A 19,436-nucleotide genomic window follows, 5' to 3' on the forward strand; every position below is an offset into this window, starting at 1 on the left:
TCCGTTGGCAGGAATCGCACGCTGGTGCATGCGCCACCGTCTCCTCACCGTCCTGATCTGGCTGCTCGCACTCGGTGGGACAGCGGCGGCCGCAGGCATCACCGGAACGGCGTTCTCCAACGACTACGAGGTCCCCGGCACCGAGTCCGGCAAGGCGAACGACCTCCTCCGCGAGGGCTTCCACGGCCAGGGCGGCGACACCGACACCATCGTGTGGCGGGCCCCGGACCATCAGAGCGCGCGCACCCCGGACATCGAGCAGCGCATGACCCGGGCGCTCGACGCCGTCGCCGCGCTCCCGGGCATCGGCTCCGTCGCCGGCCCCTACGGTCCCGGCCCCGAGAGCGCCGCACGGATCAGCCCCGACGGGCGCACCGCCTATGCCGTGGTGACCTTCGACCAGCACGCGGACTCCGTACCCAAGGCCCAGGCCCAGGCCGTCGTCGACGCGGTGAAGAACCCCGCCACCGAGGCCGACGGGCTCCAGGTCGAACTGGGCGGCCGCGCCATCCAGCTCACCGAGGCCCCCACCGCGCACCTCGCCGAGGTCATCGGCGTGGCCGTCGCGGCCCTGGTCCTCTTCCTCGCCTTCGGCTCGCTCGCCGCGAGCCTGCTGCCCATAGCGACCGCCCTGGTCAGTGTGGGTACCGCCTATTTCGGCATCACCCTCCTCGGGCACGCGATGCCCGTCGCCGACTTCGCCCCGATGCTCGGCACCCTCGTCGGCCTCGGCGTCGGCATCGACTACGCGCTCTTCATCGTCACCCGCCACCGCAAGGGCCTCACGCGCTGCCTCCCCGTCGAGGAGGCGGCCGAGAACGCCGTCGCCACCACCGGCCGGGCCGTCGTCTTCGCGGGGGCCACCGTCTGCATCGCCCTGCTCGGCATGCTCGTGCTGCGGCTGAACTTCCTCAACGGCGTGGCGATCGCGGCCTCCGTGACGGTCGTGCTGACGGTCGCCGCCTCGGTCACCCTGCTGCCCGCCCTCCTCTCCTACATAGGGACGCGCGCCCTCTCGGGCCGCGAGCGCCGCAAGCTCGCCGCCGAAGGCCCGCGGCCCGCGCAGCCCTCCGGCTTCGCCGCCCGCTGGTCCGTCTTCGTGGAACGCCACCCCAAACTGCTCGGCCTCGTCGCCACCGCGGTGATGCTGGTGCTGGCCCTGCCCACCCTCTCGCTCCACCTGGGCACCTCCGACCAGGGCAACAACCCGGCCACCTCCACCACCCGCAAGGCCTACGACCTGCTCGCGGACGGGTTCGGGCCCGGCACGAACGGCCCGCTCACCGTCGTCGCCCGGCTGGACGGCGCCGGCGACCGGCTCGCCGTCGACCACCTGGCGCAGGCGCTCCGTACGACGGAGGGCGTCGCCTCCACCGGCCCCGCCGTCCTCAACCGCAGCGGGGACACCGCCGTCCTGACCGTCGTCCCGGAGTCCGCCCCCCAGTCCCGGGCCACGAGCGACCTCGTCGACACCCTCCGCCAGGACGTCATCCCGCGCGCCGGGCACGGCAACTCCATGGAGGTCCGGGTCGGCGGTGTGACCGCCGCCTACGACGACTTCGCCGAGGTCATCATCGGCAAGCTGCCGCTCTTCGTCGGCGTGGTCATCGCCCTCGGCTGCGTGCTCCTGCTGCTGGGCTTCCGGTCCCTCGGCATCCCGGTGAAGGCGGCGGCCATGAACGTCGCCGCCGTCGCCTCCTCCTTCGGCGTCGTGGTCGCGATCTTCCAGTGGGGCTGGGGGAGCGAACTGCTGGGGCTCGGCAGCGCCGGACCCATCGAACCCTTCCTCCCCGTGATCATGGTGTCCGTCCTCTTCGGACTGTCCATGGACTACCAGGTCTTCCTCGTCAGCCGGATGTACGAGGAATGGCTGGAGACCGGCGACAACCGGCGGGCCGTGCGCGTGGGCCTCGCCGAGACCAGCCGGGTCATCAACTCGGCGGCCGTGATCATGATCTCCGTCTTCCTCGCCTTCGTCCTCAGCGGCGACCGCATCATCGCGATGTTCGGCATCGCGCTCGCGGCGGCCGTGGCCCTCGACGCCTTCGTGCTGCGCACCCTCCTCGTCCCGGCCCTCATGCACCTGCTCGGCGGCGCCAACTGGTGGCTGCCCGCCTGGCTCGACCGGCGGCTCCCCAGGATCAGCATCGAGCCCCCCGAATGCCGCCCGCATGCGAAACTTCCGGCACAGCGGTCCGCCGCGGTCCCCGCCACGAGCGAGGACGGCGCCGAGCCCGCCACCACCTCCCGGTGATCCGGCCACCCGCCGTCCGAGACCCAAGGAAGACCGCGCATGTTCTCGATAGACCTCGCCGACGACGCCCAGCTGTTCCCGCTCGAGGCCCGGCACGCCGAGGAGTTCTTCGCCCACATCGAACGCGGCCGGGAGTTCATCGGCCAGTACGTCGGCTTCCCGGACCGCTCGCCCGACCTCGACTCCGCCAGGGCCTTCCTGGCCAAGTACGCCGTGAAGGCGGGCGAGGACGGTGCCCGGTTCTTCGGCATCCGGCTCGACGGCACCCTCGTGGGCGGGGTCCTCTTCCCCGCCTTCGACGCGGACGGCGGCAACTGCGAGATCGGCTGCTGGCTGGAGCCCGCCGCGGCCGGCCGGGGCCTGGTGACCAAGGCCTGCCAGGTCCTGATCGACTACGCCTTCGGCGAGCGCGGCATGCACCGCGTCGAGTGGCACGCCGCCACCGGCAACAAGAAGAGCCTCGCCGTCGCCGAGCGCCTCGGCATGACCCGCGAAGGCGTCATGCGGGAGAACCACCTGCACCGCGGCGTCCGCCAGGACACCGAGGTCTGGTCGCTCCTCGCCCACGAGTGGTCCACGGCCCGCTCCGCCTAGACCGGGTCGAGCGGCCGCCGGCCCGGGCCCCGCCGATCGCGGGGCCCGTTGTGGCCACAACCAGCGGATTCTCAGAAAACTCTCAGACAGGGCGCCTACGGTGCCCCGCATGGACACCACGAAGACCCCCGCCGCGAACGCCACCGAGGCGGACGCCACCCCGGTCGACCTCGACAAGACCGAGGCCGCCCAGCCCGCCGAGGCCGAGGCCGACTCCGTACGCACCGACGCGGACCCGGAGGACGAGACCTTCGCCGAGGACGCGGACGAGGACGAGGACGAGGCGGAGGGCGCGCAGCCGGGCCACGTCGGGTCCGCTGCCTCCGCGATCGTCGCCGCGGGGCTCGGCATCGTGGCCCTCAGCGGCAGCTGGGTCGCCGGCATCGTGTCCGAGCGCGCGAGCATCGCCGCCCGGCTTGAGCTGAGCCAGGCCGCCGACGCCAACGCGCAGATCGCCGCCCAGTTCGTCGACCCGTGGCACACCACCGCGATGGTGAACGGCGTCTTCTCCGCCCTCGCCCTGATCATCGCCACCTTCGTGCTGGCCCTCCCCGCCTTCAGCACCCCCGAGCGCGTCCTCCCCACCTGGGTGCGGTCCGTCTCCTGGGCGGGCATCGGCCTGGGCGCCCTCGGCGTACTCCTCTTCGTCCTCATGTACTTCGACCTCCTCCTCGCCATCCCGAAGGCGGCGGGCTAGGTACTGCCTTAGGCGAACTCGGCCTGGTCCGGGCACATCCCGGCCCGGACTAAGGCCCCCCGCCCCCGGCAGATGCGGCATCCGACCGATGTGCCGGCACCCCCTGGGACGCGAATCTTGGATCACACCGAACGAGGTGCCCGAGAAACGCCACCAGGGAGTACGAGATGTTCGAGTACGAGATCGCCGCCACCGCCCGCACCGCCGACCTCCTCCGCGAGGCCGCCGCGTACCGCACCGTCCGGGACGCCGGCGCGCGCCGCGCCTCCTTGCGCAGCCCCGAACCGCGAGGGTCGGTGAGAGCACTCCGGAGCCGCTTCGCCCGCACCGCGGGCCACGCGCCCCGCACCGCCTGAACCGACGCGTCATGAGAAGCGCACCGATATCGAGTGCCGCCGCACCGGACGGCTGTGCGATGCTCGGCGACGTGGAGACCCGATCTGTCAGCCCGGTGTTCGTCGGCCGAGCCGACGAACTGGCCGTTCTCACCGACGCACTGACCCGCGCCGCCGGCCGGGAGCCGCAGGCGATGCTCATCGGCGGAGAGGCCGGGGTCGGAAAGACCCGCCTCACCGAGGAGTTCCTCTGCGAGGCCGAGCGCCGCGCCGCCGTCGTCGCCGTCGGAGGCTGTGTGGAGATCGGCGCGGAGGGCCTTCCCTTCGCCCCCTTCTCGACGGCCCTGCGCGCCCTGCACCGCCTGCTCCCCGAGGAACTGGCCGCCGCCACCGCGGGCCAGGAGGACGAACTCGCCCGGATCCTCCCCGAACTCGGCGACACCCCGCGCGGCCCGCACGACGAGGAGAGCACCGCCCGGCTCTTCGAACTGACGGCCCGGATGCTGGAGCGGCTCGCCGCCGACCGCACCGTCGTCCTCGTCCTCGAGGACCTGCACTGGGCGGACACCTCCACCCGGCACCTGCTCTCCTACCTCTTCCGCACCCTCGGCAGCGGCCGGCTCGTCCTCGTCGCCACCTACCGCGCGGACGACGTCCACCGCCGCCACCCGCTGCGCCCCCTCCTCGCCGAACTCGACCGGCTCCGCACCGTCCACCGCATCGAACTGGCCCGATTCAACCGGGCGGAGGTGCGCCGCCAGCTCGCCGGCATCCTCGCCACGCAGCCCGACGAGGACTTCGTCGACTCCGTCTTCGACCGGTCCGACGGCAACGCCTTCTTCGTCGAGGAACTCGTCGCCTCCCGGGCGAGCGGCTGCCGCACCGGCCTCACCGAATCCCTGCGCGACCTGCTCCTCGTCCGCGTCGAGGTGCTGCCCGAGGAGACCCAGCGCCTGGTGCGGATCGTCGCCGAGGGCGGCTCCACCGTGGAGTACCCGCTGCTGCGCGCCGTCGCCGGACTCACCGAGGACGAGCTGATCGAAGCGCTGAGGGCCGCGGTCGGAGCCAACATCCTGCTCGCCACCCCCGACGGCGACGGCTACCGCTTCCGGCACTCGCTGGTCCGCGAGGCCGTCAGTGACGACCTGCTGCCCGGTGAGCGGGCCCGCGTCAACCGCCGCTACGCCGAGGCCATGGAGGCCGACGAGTCGCTGATCCGCTCGGGGGAGCGGGTCATCCGGCTGGCCAGCTACTGGTACCAGGCGAACGACCCGGCCAAGGCGCTGCCCGCCGTACTGGCCGCCTCCGTGGCGGCCCGCCGCCGACACGCCTACTCCGAACAGCTGCGCCTGCTGGAGCGGGCCATGGACCTGTGGGACAGCGCTCCGGAGGAAGTCCGCGAGGCGCTCCGCCCGGCGGACTACACCGAGGTGTACCCGCCGTGCGGCTGCGAGGACTCCGCCGCCACCCCGCTCCGGCGGATCGACCTGCTGGCCGAGGCGACCGTCGCGGCACGCTACGGCGGCGAGCGCGAACGCGCCCTGAAGATCACGAAGACGGCGCTGCGCCTGCTGGAGGAGGAGTGCGACTCGCTGCGGGCCGCCTGGTTCTGGACCGAGCGCTCCCGGCTGGTCGCCAGCCTCGGCCGCGGCGACGGCTGGGAGGAGATCGCCCAGGCGCAGGAGCTCGTCCGGGGGCTGCCCCCGTCCCAGGTGCACGCCGAGGTCCTGGTCCGGGCCGCGAGCTGGGGCATGCTCCACAAGCCGGGCCCCGACAACCTCGCCGCCGCCGAACGCGCCGTCGAGTACGCGCGCATGCTGGGCGCCGAGGACACCGAGCTCAATGCCCGGATCACGGTGGGCTGTCTGCTCACCGACTCCGGTGACGGCTCCGGCGGCCTCGCCGAACTGCACGCGGTCAGGGAACGGACCGCGAAGCTCGGACTCACCAAGCTGGCAGGGCGTACGCATGTCAATCTCACCTCTCAGTTGGAAAGCATGGGCCGGTCCCGCGAAGCCGTGGAACTGGCCGAACAAGGGGCAGAACTGGTCCGGAGATCCCGGCTGATGGACAGCGAGGCCTGGATCTGCGGAAACATGGCCGAGAGCCTCTACAGCCTCGGCCGCTGGGACGAGGCCGCCGAGGCGGCCCGGCGCACCCTGCGCGTCGGCCAGAGCGCGGCCCCGCGCGGCTCCGGCTCCGCACGGCTGGCCTACCTCGCACTGGCCCGTGGCGAGTTGACCGAGGCGGCCCACCAGCTCGCCGCCGCCCACGCCCACTTCGGCACCCACGACACCCAGCCCCAGCACCGGATCCCGCTGTACCGCCTCGCCATCGGGATCGCGGCGGGGGAGGGCCGCATCGCCGACGTGCGCGCCGAGACCGCGGCCGCCGTCGCCTACGGGTTCCCGCTCGGCCAGCACCGCTACGCCTGGCCGCTGCTGCTCGCCTCCGCCTCCGCCGAGGCGGACGCCCGCGGGCTGCCGGCCGCCGACGCCGGCCGGGACGCCGCCCTGGGCGTGCTGCGCGGCGCCGCGCGCACGCTCGCCACCCCGGTCCCGCTGTGGGCCGCCCACGCCGAGTACCTCCGGGCCGAGCTGCTCCGGGCCGAGGCCCGGGACACCCCCGCGGACTGGACCGCCGTCGAGGCGGCCGTCCGCCCGCTGGAGCGCCCCTACCTGCTGGCCCGGGCCCGCCACCGGCTCGCCGAGGCCCTGCTGGCCGCCGGCGGCGACCGGGAACCCGCGGCCGCCCTGCTCCGCGAGGCCTACGCCACCGCCGAGCGGATCGGGTCCCGCCCACTGCGCGAGGACCTGGCCCTGCTCGCCCAGCGCGCCCGGCTCCTCCTGACCGACGCCGACACGTCCACGGCCCCGCCCGCCCCGCACAGCGACCCGGTCGAGGCGCTCGGCCTGACCAGCCGCGAGCGGGACGTCCTGCGCCTGGTGGCGACGGGCAGCACCAACCGCAAGATCGCCGAGGAGCTCTTCATCTCCCCGAAGACGGCGAGCGTGCACGTCTCCAACATCCTGGCGAAGCTGGGCGTCGCCGGCCGCGGCGAGGCAGCCGCCCTCGCCCACCGGCTACGGCTCTTCGCCCCGCCCGTCCAGGGCGGCCCCGGCCCCGTCAGTCCTCGTCCGGAGGCTGCTCGGCAAGGCGTATGAGCACTCTGCCGGACTCGAGGTCTATCGGCCCCCGTCCCGGATCGTTGTCATCGACATCGGTCCGGGACAGCTCCAGCCGCTTCTTCTCGTCGTTCGTGTGCGTGCGTCCCGGGTTGAACAGCTCCTCGATCATGTTGAACAACGCGCCCACCGTCCCCGTGGTCCCCGGTGCGAGAAACTGCTGGTCACCGCACCGTCAATGTCAGGATCCTGTCGTCGCCCGCCTCCGGCGACCCCCGGCCGTCCGTCTCGCTCGTGACCAGCAGCAAGCGGTCACCGCCGAGCGCCACCACCGTCCGCAGCCGGCCGTACTGCCCTTCCAGGAAGGCCTCGGGCTCCGCCACCGGCTCCGTCCCGGCCAGCGGTATCCGCCACAGCCGGTTGCCCTTCAGTCCGGCCATCCACACCGAACCCTCCGCCCAGGCGATCCCGCTCGGCGAGGCCTCGTCGGTCTTCCACACGGCCACCGGATCGCGGAAGCCGGGCTTGCCCGCCTTCCCCTCGGCCTCGGGCCAGCCGTAATTCGCCCCGGGCTCGATCAGGTTCAGCTCGTCCCAGGCGTTCTGGCCGAACTCGGCCGCCCACAGCCTCTTGTCCTTGTCCCAGGCGAGGCCCTGCACGTTGCGGTGCCCGTAGGAGTAGACGACCGAATCCGCCTCCGGGTTGCCGTGCACCGGATCCCCGTCCGGGGTCATCCGAAGGATCTTGCCGCCCAGCGACTTCTTGTCCTGCGCGAGCCCCTTGTCACCGGTCTCGCCCGTCCCCGCGTAGAGCATCTTGTCCGGGCCGAAGGCGATCCGGCCGCCGTTGTGCACGAGGCCCTTGGGGATGCCCCGGAACACGGTGTCCGGCGCGCCCAGTTGCTGGCCGGCGGATCTGTGCTCGTCATACCGCAGCCGGGCGATGCGGTTGTCGGACTCGGTCGTGAAGTACACGTACACCAGCCGGTCCGAGGCGAAGGAAGGCGACAGCGCAAGGCCCAGCAGCCCGCCCTCACCACCCGGGGCCACCCCCGGGACCTCACCGATCCGCGTCACCGTGCCCGAGCCCACCGCGACCCTGCTGATCATCCCCTTGTCCCGCGAGGCGACCAGCAGGTCGCCGCCCGGCAGCTCGGCCACGCCCCACGGAGACTCCAGGCCCTTGGCGACCTCGCCGGTCACCGTCACCGCGCCCTTGGCGGGCGGCCCGGTGGGCTCCGGCGGGGCGGACGCGCTCCCCGACGGACCCGCCGGCCCGGAGCCCGCCGCGGCCGTGCCCGGCGGAGAACTCCCACGCCCCGCTCCGGGGGCACCGGCCGGCGAGCAGCCCGCCGCCAGCAGAGCGCCGCATCCCGCCAGAGCCACCGCCGCCAGCACGCTCCGGTGCCGCGCGCCCGGCGCCCCGTACCCCACCAGCCCGGCAGAACTTCCGTATCGCATCGCCCTGCTCCCTTCCGGTCCTCCGATCGTGCCCTTCACCAGTCTCAACAGCAGCGGCAGTTCCCGAAGTTCCACCACTCGTACACTCGATCGAGTGGTTGTCGCTCAGTCCCAGGCTCCCACCTCGGCCGGCAGGGCCGCGATCTCGGCCAGGTCCCCGGCCGAGAGCCGCACCTGCGCCGACCGCGCGTTCTCCGCCGCCCAGTGCGCCCGGTCGGCCCCCGGCACCGGCACCACCTGCGGCCCCTGCGCCAGCACCCACGCCAGGGCCACCTGCGCCGCCGTGACCTCCGCCCCGTGCCGCCGCGCCACCCGCCGCAGCCCCGCCACCAGCACCTGGTTCGACGCCATCGCCTCCGCCGTGAACCGCGGATGCCGGGCCCGCACGTCCTGCGGCTCGAAGCCCTCACCCGGGGTGAGCGTCCCGGTCAGGAACCCGCTGCCCAGCGGCATCGCCGCCAGGAATCCCACCCCCCGCGCCGCACACCACGGCAGCAGCTGCCACGCAGCCTCCGGCGACCACACCGACAGCTCCGCCTGCACCGCGCTCACCGGGAACACCTGCTGCATCCGCTCCAGGTGCCGCAGCGTCGTCCGGTACGTCCGGTCCCCGCCGCGCCCCGCCCCCGGCCCGGCCCCGGCACCCAGCGCGCAGAAACCGAGGGCGCGGACCTTCCCCGCACCCACCAGCTCCGCCATGGCACCCCAGGTCTCCTCCACGGGCACCTCCGGATCCACCCGGTGCAGCTGGTAGAGGTCTATGACATCGGTCCGCAGCCGCCGCAGCGAGGCGTCGCAGGCCCGCCGCAGATAACCGGGCCGCCCGTCGGCGACCACGTGCTGCTCACCCGCCCGCAGACCCACCTTGGCCGAGACGAACGCCTCGGAGCGCCGCTCCCGCAGCACCCGCCCCAGCAGCAGCTCGTTGGTGAACGGCCCGTACACATCGGCCGTGTCCAGCAGGTTCGACCCCAGGTCCAGCGCCGCGTGCACGGCCGCCAGCGACTCCGGCCCCCGCCGCCGCGAAGGCGCGTACGCCCAGCTCATCGGCATACAGCCGAGGCCGACGGCGCCCACGGTCAGCGCCCCCGCCCCGATCGACCTGCGCTCCACCCCTGGGTCCCCCTCACGCTCCGGCCACCAAACTAACGGCTTGATCAAGACGGCTTGGCATAGCCTCGTGATCATGACTGCTACGCCCCAGGACGTCTGGCTCCCCTTCCCCGCCGAGGAGGTCGCCGGCCTCCCCGACTCCTTCCGGTACCGCCTGTGGGACGGCGAGGACACCTACCCGGCCGATCCCGCCGACTGCGTCTTCTACGTGACCCCCTACATGAAGCCCGCCGAGGTCACCGTGCGCCCGCTCGCCGCGATGACCGCGGTCCGCGTCGTCCAGACCCTGACCGCCGGCATCGACGACGTACTCGGCCGCCTCGGCGACCTGCGCCCCGGCGTCCGGCTGTGCAACGCCGCAGGGGTCCACACGGCCAGCACCGCCGAGCTCGCCCTCGCGCTGACCCTCGCCTCCCTGCGCGGCATCCCCGGCATGGTCCGCGGACAGGACCGCGAGGAGTGGCGCTCCGGCTTCTACGACGCACTCGCGGACAAGTCCGTTCTGATCATCGGCTACGGATCGATCGGCTCGGCCATCGAGGACCGGCTCGTACCGTTCGAGTGCGGGCCGGTCGCACGCGTGGCCCGTACGGCGCGGACCACCGGGCGCGGGCCCGTGCACGCCCTCGCCGACCTGCCGGGCCTCCTGCCGCAGGCCGACGTGGTGATCCTCGTGACGCCGCTGACGGACGCCACCCGGGGCCTGGCCGGCGCCGACTTCCTGAGCCGCATGAAGGACGGCGCCCTCCTGGTGAACGTCTCCCGCGGCCCCGTCGTCGACACCAAGTCCCTCCTCGCGGAGGTCGAATCGGGCCGGCTGCGCGCGGCGCTCGACGTCACCGACCCGGAACCGCTGCCCGCCGGCCACCCGCTCTGGCATGCTCCGAATGTCCTGATCACGCCTCATGTCGGCGGCAGCAGCACGGCGTTCGAGCCACGCGCCAAGCGCCTGCTCGCCCGCCAGCTCGGCCGGTTCGCCGCGGGAGATCCCTTGGAGCACACGGTACTGATCACCGAATGACCCGCGCCGCACACGCTCCGCATTCACCCGGACGCGCACCGTGGATACAACTCCCAGATCGGTAACTGAGAGTAGAGGGACTATGTCCCTGAGTGACGAAAGTGGTGTATCGTCCGGAACAAGGGGCTGCGCCACGAACGTCTGGCGCTGGGGAGTGATCGGACACTTTGGGGGGCGACGGGCGATGCACGGCCAATGGACGAAGGATCCGACGCGGCACAGCCGCCGGAGGCGACGCTGCCGAGACTGGACCGCACCGGAACCAGCCGGCGAGGGGGACCGGTGAGTGCCCCGGGGGCGGCGCTCCTGAACCGGCCGTCCGTCTCGGGCGGAGGCAGGGGTCTGGCGATGCAGCTGCTCCTCGCGGTGGTCAGCGGCGGGTACGCCGTCGGCGCCGCCCTCAACTGGGGCTCGGAGGAAGTCGCCGAGATCATGGGGGACTTCGGACTGAGCGCGGCCGGCTTACTCGCCGCCGTCTCCTGCTACACCTACGCACGCGCGATCGACAGCCGTGAACGCCCCGCCTGGCTGCTCTTCGCCTTCTCCTCCCTCATGGGCGCCGGCGGGAACGCGGTCTGGGGCTGGTACGAGGTGATCCTCGGCCAGGAGGTGCCCAAGCCCTCGCTCGCCGACTTCGCCTTCCTCTGCTTCGCCCCGCCCGCCATCGTGGGCCTGCTCGTCCTCGCCAAACGCCCGGTGACCCGCGCCGGCTGGGTCTGCCTCGGGCTCGACTCCTGGCTCATCGGCGGCTCCCTGCTCACCCTGTCCTGGAGCCTGGCCCTGGCCCACGCGGCGCGGACCGCACAGTCCGGCGCCCCCGGGAGCGTCCCGCGCGCCGCGCTCTCCCTCGCCTATCCGCTCCTGGACATCGCGCTCGTCTCGATGGTCCTGGTCCTGCACTTCCGGCGGAGCGAGACCAACCGCTCCGCCGTCAACACCGCCATCGCGGCGCTGGCCCTGACCGTGCTCAGCGACGCGCTGTTCACCTCGCCCCTGCTGAGCGCCGAGTACCAGTCCGGACAGCTGCTCGACGCCGGCTGGTTCGCCGGCTCGCTGCTGCTCGCGTACGCACCCTGGGGCGCCCGGCGCATCCACCCGGGCCCCGAGCCGGCCGGGCACCCGCGCGGGAACCGGCCGCACAGCCGCCCGATCACCGGCTCGCTGCCCGCCCTCACCCCGTACCTCGCGGCCGCGGTGTGCACCCTCGGCATCCTCTACAACGTCGTGGACGGCCGGAAGGTCGACCGGATGGTCGTTTTCACCGGCTGCACGGTCGTGCTCGCCCTCGTCATCCGGCAGGGCATCATGCTCCTCGACAACATCGCGCTCACCCAGGAACTGGCCCAGAAGGAGAACCACTTCCGCTCCCTGGTCCAGGGCTCCAGCGACGTCATCATGATCGCCGCGCCCACCGGCACCCTGCGCTACGTCAGCCCGGCCGCCGCCGGGGTCTACGGCCGCGAGGCAGAGGAGCTGGTCGGCACCGAGCTCGCCACGCTCATCCACCCGGACGACCTCGGCCGGGTGGTCCACGAGGTACGCCGCTTCCTCGCCGCACCGCCGACCGAGGAGCCCACCACCCGCATCGAGTGCCGCTTCAAGTCGGGCGGCGGCGAATGGCTCAACGTCGAGTCCACCGTCAACCGCCACCAGGGCGGGCTCATCCTCAACAGCCGGGACGTCACCGAGCGGGTCCGCCTCCAGGCCCAGCTCCAGCACAGCGCCGAGCACGATCCGCTGACCGACCTGCCCAACCGCGCCCTCTTCACCCGGCGGGTGCGCCAGGCCCTGACCGGCCGGCGCGCGGGCGACCACAGTACCGCCGTCCTCTTCATCGACCTCGACGGCTTCAAGGCGGTCAACGACACCATCGGCCACCAGGCCGGCGACGAGCTGCTCATCGAGGCCGCGCGCAGGCTCCAGGACTCCGTCCGCGCCGGGGACACCGCGGCCCGGCTCGGCGGTGACGAGTTCGCCGCGCTGATCCTGGGCGACGGCAACCGCGACCGCAGCGCACGCGAGTACCAGGCGCGCGAGATCGCCGACCGGCTGCGCACCACCCTCTCCCAGCCGTACCGGATCGGCGGCAGCGAGGTACGGGTGGCCGCCAGCATCGGCGTGGCCTTCGCCGACCCCGGCATCACCCCTTCGGACCTGATGCGCAACGCGGATCTCGCGATGTACCGGGCCAAGGCGGGCGGCAAGGACCGCGTCGAGATGTACGCCCCCCAGATGCAGGCCGAGGTCGTACGGAAGGCCGAGCTCGCCGGCCGGCTGCGGACCGCACTGCACGAGGGGGAGTTCGCGCTGCTGCACCAGCCCGTGGTCTCGCTGGCCACCGGCGAGGTGGCGGCCGTCGCCGCGCAGGCCCGCTGGCGCTCCGCCCAGGGGATCCTCTTCACCCCGGCCGAGTTCCTCCGCGTCGCCGAGTACAGCGAGGGCGGTGCGGGCGGCTCCGGCGGCGCCGGCGGCTCCGGCGCGGCGGGCCCCGACGCCTCGCGCACCGCCGAGCTGGGCCGCTGGCTGCTGGAGGAGGCCGTCGAGCAGGCCGCCGACCGGCACCGGGCCGGGCACGACGTACCGGTGGCCGTGCGGATGACCGCCCAGCGGCTCCTGGACCGTGCCATGCCGCTCGGCTCCGTGGAGGCCCTGCTGACCCGGCACGGCCTGCCCTCCGGAGCCCTGGTGCTGGAGCTCGCCGTATCCGACCCCAGAGTGCCCTTCGACGACCTGGAGCGCCGCCTGACGGCCCTGCACCGGCTTGGGGTGGGTATCTCCCTGGACGGCTTCGGCAGCGGCTACGCGGCCATCAGCGCCCTGCGCCGGCTCCCCGTGGACATGCTCAAGCTGGACCGCGGACTGGTGGAGGGGGTGGTCGAATCGGCCCGCCTCCACAAGATCACTGCCGGTCTCTTGCGGATCGCAAACGACCTGGGCATGCGGTCGGTGGCCGATGGGGTCGACCTCCCCGAGCAGGTCATGGCCCTGCGGGCGATGGGGTGCACGCATGGTCAGGGAATGGCCTTTTCCGGCCCCCTCGACGAGTACAGGCTGCGCCGTGCGCTGGTGCGCGGTACGTTCCCAGTACCGGGCGGAGCGGCCCAGCCGGCTCTGGCCGGAGGCTCCCCCGGGGGCTCGATGGCCATCCGCAGAGGCTCACATAATGAGACGCCCGTCCCACCTACTTGACATCACCCTCCCGCCAGAGGGAGGGTCAGTGCCATGCGCACCCGAATTCTCGTACTTGGAAAGCGCGTCGGCTGAAGCTGGGACCTGCATGTCCCCGCTCAACACCCCCGACGCGCTCCCCTCGCTTGCCTCCTGGCACGAGGGGTTTTTTGTTGCACTGGCACAGAGTCGAATCCGCGTAAAACCCTCAGCTTCGAGAAGAGAATGCCGATGACCGAGCAGGCCACCGGGGCCCACCATCCGCAGCCGCGGCCCCGTTCCGGCGGACAGCAGTCCGCCGCAGTTGAGCACGTCACGGGTGCGCAGTCCCTCATCCGCTCTCTCGAAGAGGTGGGGTGCGACACCGTCTTCGGGATTCCGGGCGGCGCCATCCTCCCCGCGTACGACCCGATGATGGACTCCAAGAAGGTCCGTCACATCCTGGTCCGCCACGAGCAGGGGGCCGGCCACGCCGCCACCGGCTACGCGCAGGCCACCGGCAAGGTCGGCGTCTGTATGGCCACCTCCGGCCCCGGCGCAACCAACCTGGTCACCCCGATCGCCGACGCGCACATGGACTCGGTCCCGCTCGTCGCCATCACCGGCCAGGTCTCCTCCAAGGCGATCGGCACCGACGCCTTCCAGGAGGCGGACATCGTCGGCATCACGATGCCGATCACCAAGCACAACTTCCTGGTCACCAAGGCCGAGGACATCCCGCGGACGATCGCCGAGGCCTTCCACATCGCCTCCACCGGCCGCCCGGGCCCGGTCCTGGTCGACATCGCCAAGGACGCCCTGCAGGCGAAGACCACCTTCTCGTGGCCGCCCGCCCAGGACCTCCCCGGTTACCGGCCGGTCACCAAGCCGCACGCCAAGCAGATCCGCGAGGCCGCCAAGCTCATCTGCCAGGCCAAGCGCCCGGTGCTGTACGTCGGCGGCGGCGTCATGAAGTCCGGCGCGACCGCCGAGCTGAAGGTCCTCGCCGAGCTGACCGGGGTCCCGGTCTGTACCACCCTGATGGCGCTGGGCTCCTTCCCCGACAGCCACCCGCTGCACGTCGGCATGCCGGGCATGCACGGCAGCGTCACCGGCGTCACCGCGCTGCAGAAGTCGGACCTGCTGATCGCCCTCGGCACCCGCTTCGACGACCGCGTCACCGGCAAGCTGGACAGCTTCGCCCCCTTCGCCAAGATCATCCACGCGGACATCGACCCGGCCGAGATCGGCAAGAACCGCGCGGTCGACGTCCCGATCGTCGGTGACGCCCGCGAGGTCATCGCCGACCTGATCCAGGCCGTCCAGGCCGAGCACACCGAGGGCAACGCCGGGGACTACACCGCCTGGTGGAACGACCTCAGCCGCTGGCGCGACACGTACCCGCTGGGCTACGACCTGCCCACCGACGGCAGCCTCTCGCCCCAGCAGGTCATCGAGCGGATCGGCGCGCTCGCGCCGAAGAGCACGATCTTCGCGGCCGGCGTCGGCCAGCACCAGATGTGGGCCTCGCACTTCGTCAAGTACGAGGAGCCCCGCACCTGGCTGAACTCCGGCGGCGCCGGAACCATGGGCTACGCGGTCCCGGCCGCGATGGGCGCCAAGGTCGGCATGCCCGAGCGCACGGTCTGGGCGATCGACGGTGACGGCTGCTTCCAGATGACCAATCAGGAACTGGTCACCTGCGCCCTGAACAACATCCCGATCAAGGTCGCGATCATCAACAACGGTGCGCTGGGCATGGTCCGCCAGTGGCAGACCCTGTTCTACAACCAGCGGTACTCCAACACCGTCCTGCACGCCGACGAGACCGGCCACGACACCGTCGGCTCCCAGCTCGGCGAGTCCATCGCGCCCCGCAAGGGCACCCGCGTCCCGGACTTCGTCAAGCTGTCGGAAGCCATGGGCTGCGTGGCGCTGCGCTGCGAGGACCCGGCCGACCTGGACAAGGTCATCGCCGAGGCCAACGCGATCAACGACCGTCCCGTCGTGATCGACTTCATCGTCCACGAGGACGCCATGGTGTGGCCGATGGTCGCCGCCGGCACCTCCAACGACGAGGTCATGGCAGCCCGGGGCGTCCGTCCCGACTTCGGCGACAACGAAGACGACTGAGCCGAGAGAGCCGAGAGAGAGAACGCCCCACATGTCCAAGCACACGCTCTCCGTCCTGGTCGAGAACACGCCCGGCATCCTCGCCCGGATCGCCGCCCTGTTCTCCCGCCGCGGGTTCAACATCGACTCCCTCGCGGTCGGCGTCACCGAGCACCCCGACATCTCCCGCATCACGATCGTCGTGAACGTCGAGGACCTCCCGCTGGAGCAGGTGACCAAGCAGCTGAACAAGCTGGTCAACGTGCTCAAGATCGTCGAGCTGGAGTCCCACAACGCCATCGAGCGTGAACTCGTCCTGGTGAAGGTCCGCGCCGACAACGAGACCCGTTCGCAGATCGTCGAGATCGTCCAGCTGTTCCGCGCCAAGACGGTCGACGTCTCCCCGGAGGCCGTCACCATCGAGGCCACCGGCGGTTCCGACAAGCTCGGCGCGATGCTCAAGATGCTGGAACCCTTCGGCATCAAGGAACTCGTGCAGTCCGGCACGATCGCCATAGGGCGTGGCGGACGGTCCATCACGGACCGCAGTCTGCGCGCGCTCGACCGCAGCGCCTGACCCGCCCGGCGCAGCGGACACCCAAGCCGCTCCAGACACGCTCAGCTCGCATAGCGAGACCGAGAAACTCAGATTCCGTTCCCCGCCGTACGGTGGGAGCAACACCAGCGCACCAAGGAGATATCCCAGTGGCCGAGCTGTTCTACGAGAACGACGCCGACCTGTCCATCATCCAGGGCCGCAAGGTCGCGGTCATCGGTTACGGCAGCCAGGGCCACGCCCACGCGCTGTCGCTCCGTGACTCCGGCGTCGACGTCGTCGTCGGCCTGAAGGAGGGCTCGAAGTCCAAGGCCAAGGCCGAGGAGCAGGGCCTGAAGGTCGTCCCCGTGGCCGAGGCCGCCGAGTGGGCGAACGTCATCATGATCCTGACCCCGGACCCGCTGCAGGCCGAGATCTACGAGGAGTCCGTCAAGGACCACCTCAAGGAGGGCGACGCGCTCTTCTTCGGCCACGGTTTCAACATCCGGTACGGCTTCATCAAGCCCCCCACCAACGTCGACGTCGCCCTGGTCGCCCCGAAGGGCCCCGGCCACCTGGTCCGCCGTCAGTACGAGGAGGGCCGCGGCGTTCCGTGCATCGCCGCCGTCGAGCAGGACGCCACCGGCAAGGCCTTCGACCTGGCGCTCTCGTACGCGGCCGGCATCGGCGGCACCCGCGCCGGCGTCATCAAGACCACCTTCACCGAGGAGACCGAGACCGACCTGTTCGGTGAGCAGGCCGTCCTCTGCGGTGGCGCCTCCGCCCTGGTCAAGGCCGGTTTCGAGACCCTGACCGAGGCCGGCTACCAGCCGGAGATCGCGTACTTCGAGTGCCTGCACGAGCTGAAGCTCATCGTCGACCTCATGTACGAGGGCGGCCTGGAGAAGATGCGCTGGTCGGTCTCCGAGACCGCCGAGTGGGGCGACTACATCACCGGCCCCCGCATCATCACGGACGCCACCAAGGCCGAGATGAAGCAGGTCCTCGCGGAGATCCAGAGCGGCGAGTTCGCCAACACCTGGATGGCCGAGTACAAGGCCGGTCTGCCGAAGTACAACGAGTACAAGAAGGCCGACGAGGCGCACCTGCTGGAGACCACCGGCAAGAAGCTGCGCAAGCTGATGAGCTGGGTCGACAGCGACGAGAGCTGATCGTGGACGGTGGGGCCGGGATGGTGTGTCCCGGCCCCGCCGCGCGTCGCTTGTCCAACACGGCCAACCCCGGAAGGGTGATCCTTCCGTACAGGCGGAAATCCGGTCCGTCAGCGCCACTACACTGCTCAACACATACGCGTCAGGCCCACAGTGTCGTGCGTCTTCCACGCGGCTACCCCCTCCACCGCCTGCGGCCGTCGGGACGGCCGTCCGCACTGGACTTGTGAGGATGACCCACGTGAGCTCGAAACCTGTCGTACTCATCGCCGAAGAGCTGTCGCCCGCCACGGTGGACGCGCTCGGTCCGGACTTCGAGATCCGGCACGTCAACGGTGCCGACCGCGCGGAGCTGCTGCCCGCGATCGTCGACGTCGACGCGATCCTCGTCCGCTCCGCCACCAAGGTCGACGCCGAGGCCATCTCCGTCGCCAAGAAGCTGAGGGTCGTCGCGCGCGCCGGCGTCGGTCTGGACAACGTCGACGTCGCCGCCGCCACCAAGGCCGGCGTGATGGTCGTCAACGCCCCGACCTCGAACATCGTGACGGCCGCCGAGCTGGCCTGCGGTCTGCTCGTCGCCACCGCCCGCAACATCCCGCAGGCCAACACCGCCCTGAAGAACGGTGAGTGGAAGCGGAACAAGTACACGGGTGTCGAGCTCAGCGAGAAGACCCTCGGTGTCGTCGGCCTCGGCCGCATCGGCGTCCTGGTCGCGCAGCGCATGTCGGCCTTCGGCATGAAGATCGTCGCGTACGACCCCTACGTACAGCCCGCGCGCGCCGCCCAGATGGGCGTCAAGATGCTGACGCTGGACGAGCTCCTCGAAGTCGCCGACTTCATCACCGTGCACCTGCCCAAGACCCCCGAGACCCTCGGTCTCATCGGGGACGAGGCCCTGCACAAGGTGAAGCCCTCCGTCCGCATCGTCAACGCCGCCCGCGGCGGGATCGTGGACGAGGCCGCGCTGTACTCGGCCATCAAGGAGGGCCGCGTCGCCGGCGCCGGCCTCGACGTGTACGCGAAGGAGCCCTGCACGGACTCCCCGCTCTTCGAGCTCGACCAGGTCGTCTGCACCCCGCACCTCGGCGCGTCCACGGACGAGGCCCAGGAGAAGGCCGGTGTCTCGGTCGCCAAGTCGGTGCGGCTGGCCCTCGCCGGCGAGCTCGTGCCGGACGCGGTCAACGTCCAGGGCGGCGTCATCGCCGAGGACGTCCGTCCGGGCCTGCCGCTCGCCGAGAAGCTCGGCCGCATCTTCACCGCCCTCGCGGGTGAGGTCGCGGTCCGCCTCGACGTCGAGGTCTGCGGAGAGATCACCCAGCACGACGTCAAGGTGCTCGAACTCTCCGCGCTCAAGGGTGTCTTCGAGGACGTCGTCGACGAGACGGTCTCCTACGTCAACGCCCCCCTGTTCGCACAGGAGCGCGGGGTCGAGGTGCGCCTGACCACCAGCTCGGAGTCCCCGGACCACCGCAACGTGGTGACCGTCCGCGGCACCCTGTCGGACGGTCAGGAGGTTTCGGTCTCCGGCACGCTCGCGGGCCCGAAGCACCTCCAGAAGATCGTCGGCATCGGCGAGTACGACGTGGACCTGGCGCTCGCCGACCAGATGGTCGTGCTGCGCTACACCGACCGCCCCGGCGTGGTCGGCACCGTCGGCCGCGTCCTCGGCGAGGCCGGTCTGAACATCGCGGGCATGCAGGTCGCCCGTGCGGAGGAGCACGGCGAGGCGCTCGCCGTCCTCACCGTCGACGCGGAGGTGCCGGCGAACGTCCTCGCGGACATCTCCGCCGAGATCGGCGCCGTCTCGGCGCGTACCGTCAGCCTCGACTGACCCGTGTGACACGACGAAGGGCCCGGGGGATTCCCCCGGG

At 71.8% G+C, this 19,436-nt stretch carries 14 protein-coding genes; 11 read left to right on the top strand and 3 right to left on the bottom strand.

The annotated features are described in order from the left end of the window. Positions 1 to 4 precede the first annotated feature (4 nt). From ACZ4VT_RS08170 to ACZ4VT_RS08190, 5 genes are all read left to right on the top strand, one after another. Positions 5 to 2,254 (top strand): MMPL family transporter, encoded by a 2,250-nt coding sequence (locus tag ACZ4VT_RS08170; protein WP_467947696.1) that lies wholly within the window; start codon positions 5 to 7, stop codon positions 2,252 to 2,254. A 39-nt stretch (positions 2,255 to 2,293) separates the two neighbouring features. Then, positions 2,294 to 2,848 carry a GNAT family N-acetyltransferase gene (locus ACZ4VT_RS08175; RefSeq protein WP_467947698.1) on the top strand — a complete coding sequence of 185 codons (555 nt, stop codon included), beginning with the start codon at positions 2,294 to 2,296 and terminating at the stop codon, positions 2,846 to 2,848. 109 nt (positions 2,849 to 2,957) lie between these two features. Beyond that, positions 2,958 to 3,545 (top strand): hypothetical protein, encoded by a 588-nt coding sequence (locus ACZ4VT_RS08180; RefSeq protein WP_467947699.1) that lies wholly within the window; start codon positions 2,958 to 2,960, stop codon positions 3,543 to 3,545. Between the two features lie 167 nt (positions 3,546 to 3,712). Further along, on the top strand, positions 3,713 to 3,901 hold the full coding sequence (locus ACZ4VT_RS08185; RefSeq protein WP_467947701.1) for a hypothetical protein: 189 nt from the start codon (positions 3,713 to 3,715) through the stop codon (positions 3,899 to 3,901). A 59-nt stretch (positions 3,902 to 3,960) separates the two neighbouring features. After that, positions 3,961 to 7,044 (top strand): helix-turn-helix transcriptional regulator, encoded by a 3,084-nt coding sequence (locus ACZ4VT_RS08190; RefSeq protein ID WP_467947840.1) that lies wholly within the window; start codon positions 3,961 to 3,963, stop codon positions 7,042 to 7,044. Here ACZ4VT_RS08190 and ACZ4VT_RS08195 read toward each other — a convergent pair. The 3 genes from ACZ4VT_RS08195 to ACZ4VT_RS08205 form a co-directional block, all read right to left on the bottom strand. After that, the gene (locus ACZ4VT_RS08195; RefSeq protein ID WP_467947703.1) at positions 7,007 to 7,195 is read right to left on the bottom strand and encodes a DUF6191 domain-containing protein; all 189 of its coding nucleotides are present in this window, start codon (positions 7,193 to 7,195) and stop codon (positions 7,007 to 7,009) included. The genes ACZ4VT_RS08190 and ACZ4VT_RS08195 overlap by 38 nt on opposite strands. Before the next feature lie 34 nt (positions 7,196 to 7,229). Next, positions 7,230 to 8,465, bottom strand: a complete 1,236-nt coding sequence (locus tag ACZ4VT_RS08200) for a PQQ-dependent sugar dehydrogenase (RefSeq protein ID WP_467947705.1) — start codon at positions 8,463 to 8,465, stop codon at positions 7,230 to 7,232. A gap of 105 nt (positions 8,466 to 8,570) precedes the next feature. Then, positions 8,571 to 9,578 (bottom strand): aldo/keto reductase, encoded by a 1,008-nt coding sequence (locus ACZ4VT_RS08205; protein ID WP_467947706.1) that lies wholly within the window; start codon positions 9,576 to 9,578, stop codon positions 8,571 to 8,573. Positions 9,579 to 9,651: 73 nt separating this feature from the next. On the opposite strand from ACZ4VT_RS08205, the gene ACZ4VT_RS08210 reads away from it, so the two are divergent. The 6 genes from ACZ4VT_RS08210 (at position 9,652) to serA (ending at position 19,396) form a co-directional block, all read left to right on the top strand. Further along, entirely contained in the window at positions 9,652 to 10,599 is a 948-nt protein-coding gene (locus ACZ4VT_RS08210; RefSeq protein WP_467947708.1) for a 2-hydroxyacid dehydrogenase, read from the top strand. Positions 10,600 to 10,881: 282 nt separating this feature from the next. Beyond that, positions 10,882 to 13,788, top strand: a complete 2,907-nt coding sequence (locus ACZ4VT_RS08215; protein WP_467947709.1) for a putative bifunctional diguanylate cyclase/phosphodiesterase — start codon at positions 10,882 to 10,884, stop codon at positions 13,786 to 13,788. Positions 13,789 to 13,992: 204 nt separating this feature from the next. Continuing rightward, a complete protein-coding gene (locus tag ACZ4VT_RS08220; protein WP_467947711.1) occupies positions 13,993 to 15,879 on the top strand; it encodes an acetolactate synthase large subunit in 1,887 nt (628 codons plus the stop codon). 31 nt (positions 15,880 to 15,910) lie between these two features. After that, a complete protein-coding gene (gene ilvN / locus ACZ4VT_RS08225; protein ID WP_030010002.1) occupies positions 15,911 to 16,435 on the top strand; it encodes an acetolactate synthase small subunit in 525 nt (174 codons plus the stop codon). Between the two features lie 128 nt (positions 16,436 to 16,563). Beyond that, a complete protein-coding gene (gene ilvC, locus ACZ4VT_RS08230; protein ID WP_467947713.1) occupies positions 16,564 to 17,565 on the top strand; it encodes a ketol-acid reductoisomerase in 1,002 nt (333 codons plus the stop codon). 241 nt (positions 17,566 to 17,806) lie between these two features. After that, positions 17,807 to 19,396 carry a phosphoglycerate dehydrogenase gene (gene serA / locus ACZ4VT_RS08235; RefSeq protein ID WP_467947715.1) on the top strand — a complete coding sequence of 530 codons (1,590 nt, stop codon included), beginning with the start codon at positions 17,807 to 17,809 and terminating at the stop codon, positions 19,394 to 19,396. The last annotated feature ends 40 nt before the right edge of the window (positions 19,397 to 19,436 follow it).

The sequence above is a fragment of the Streptomyces sp. NPDC029164 genome (assembly GCF_055563995.1).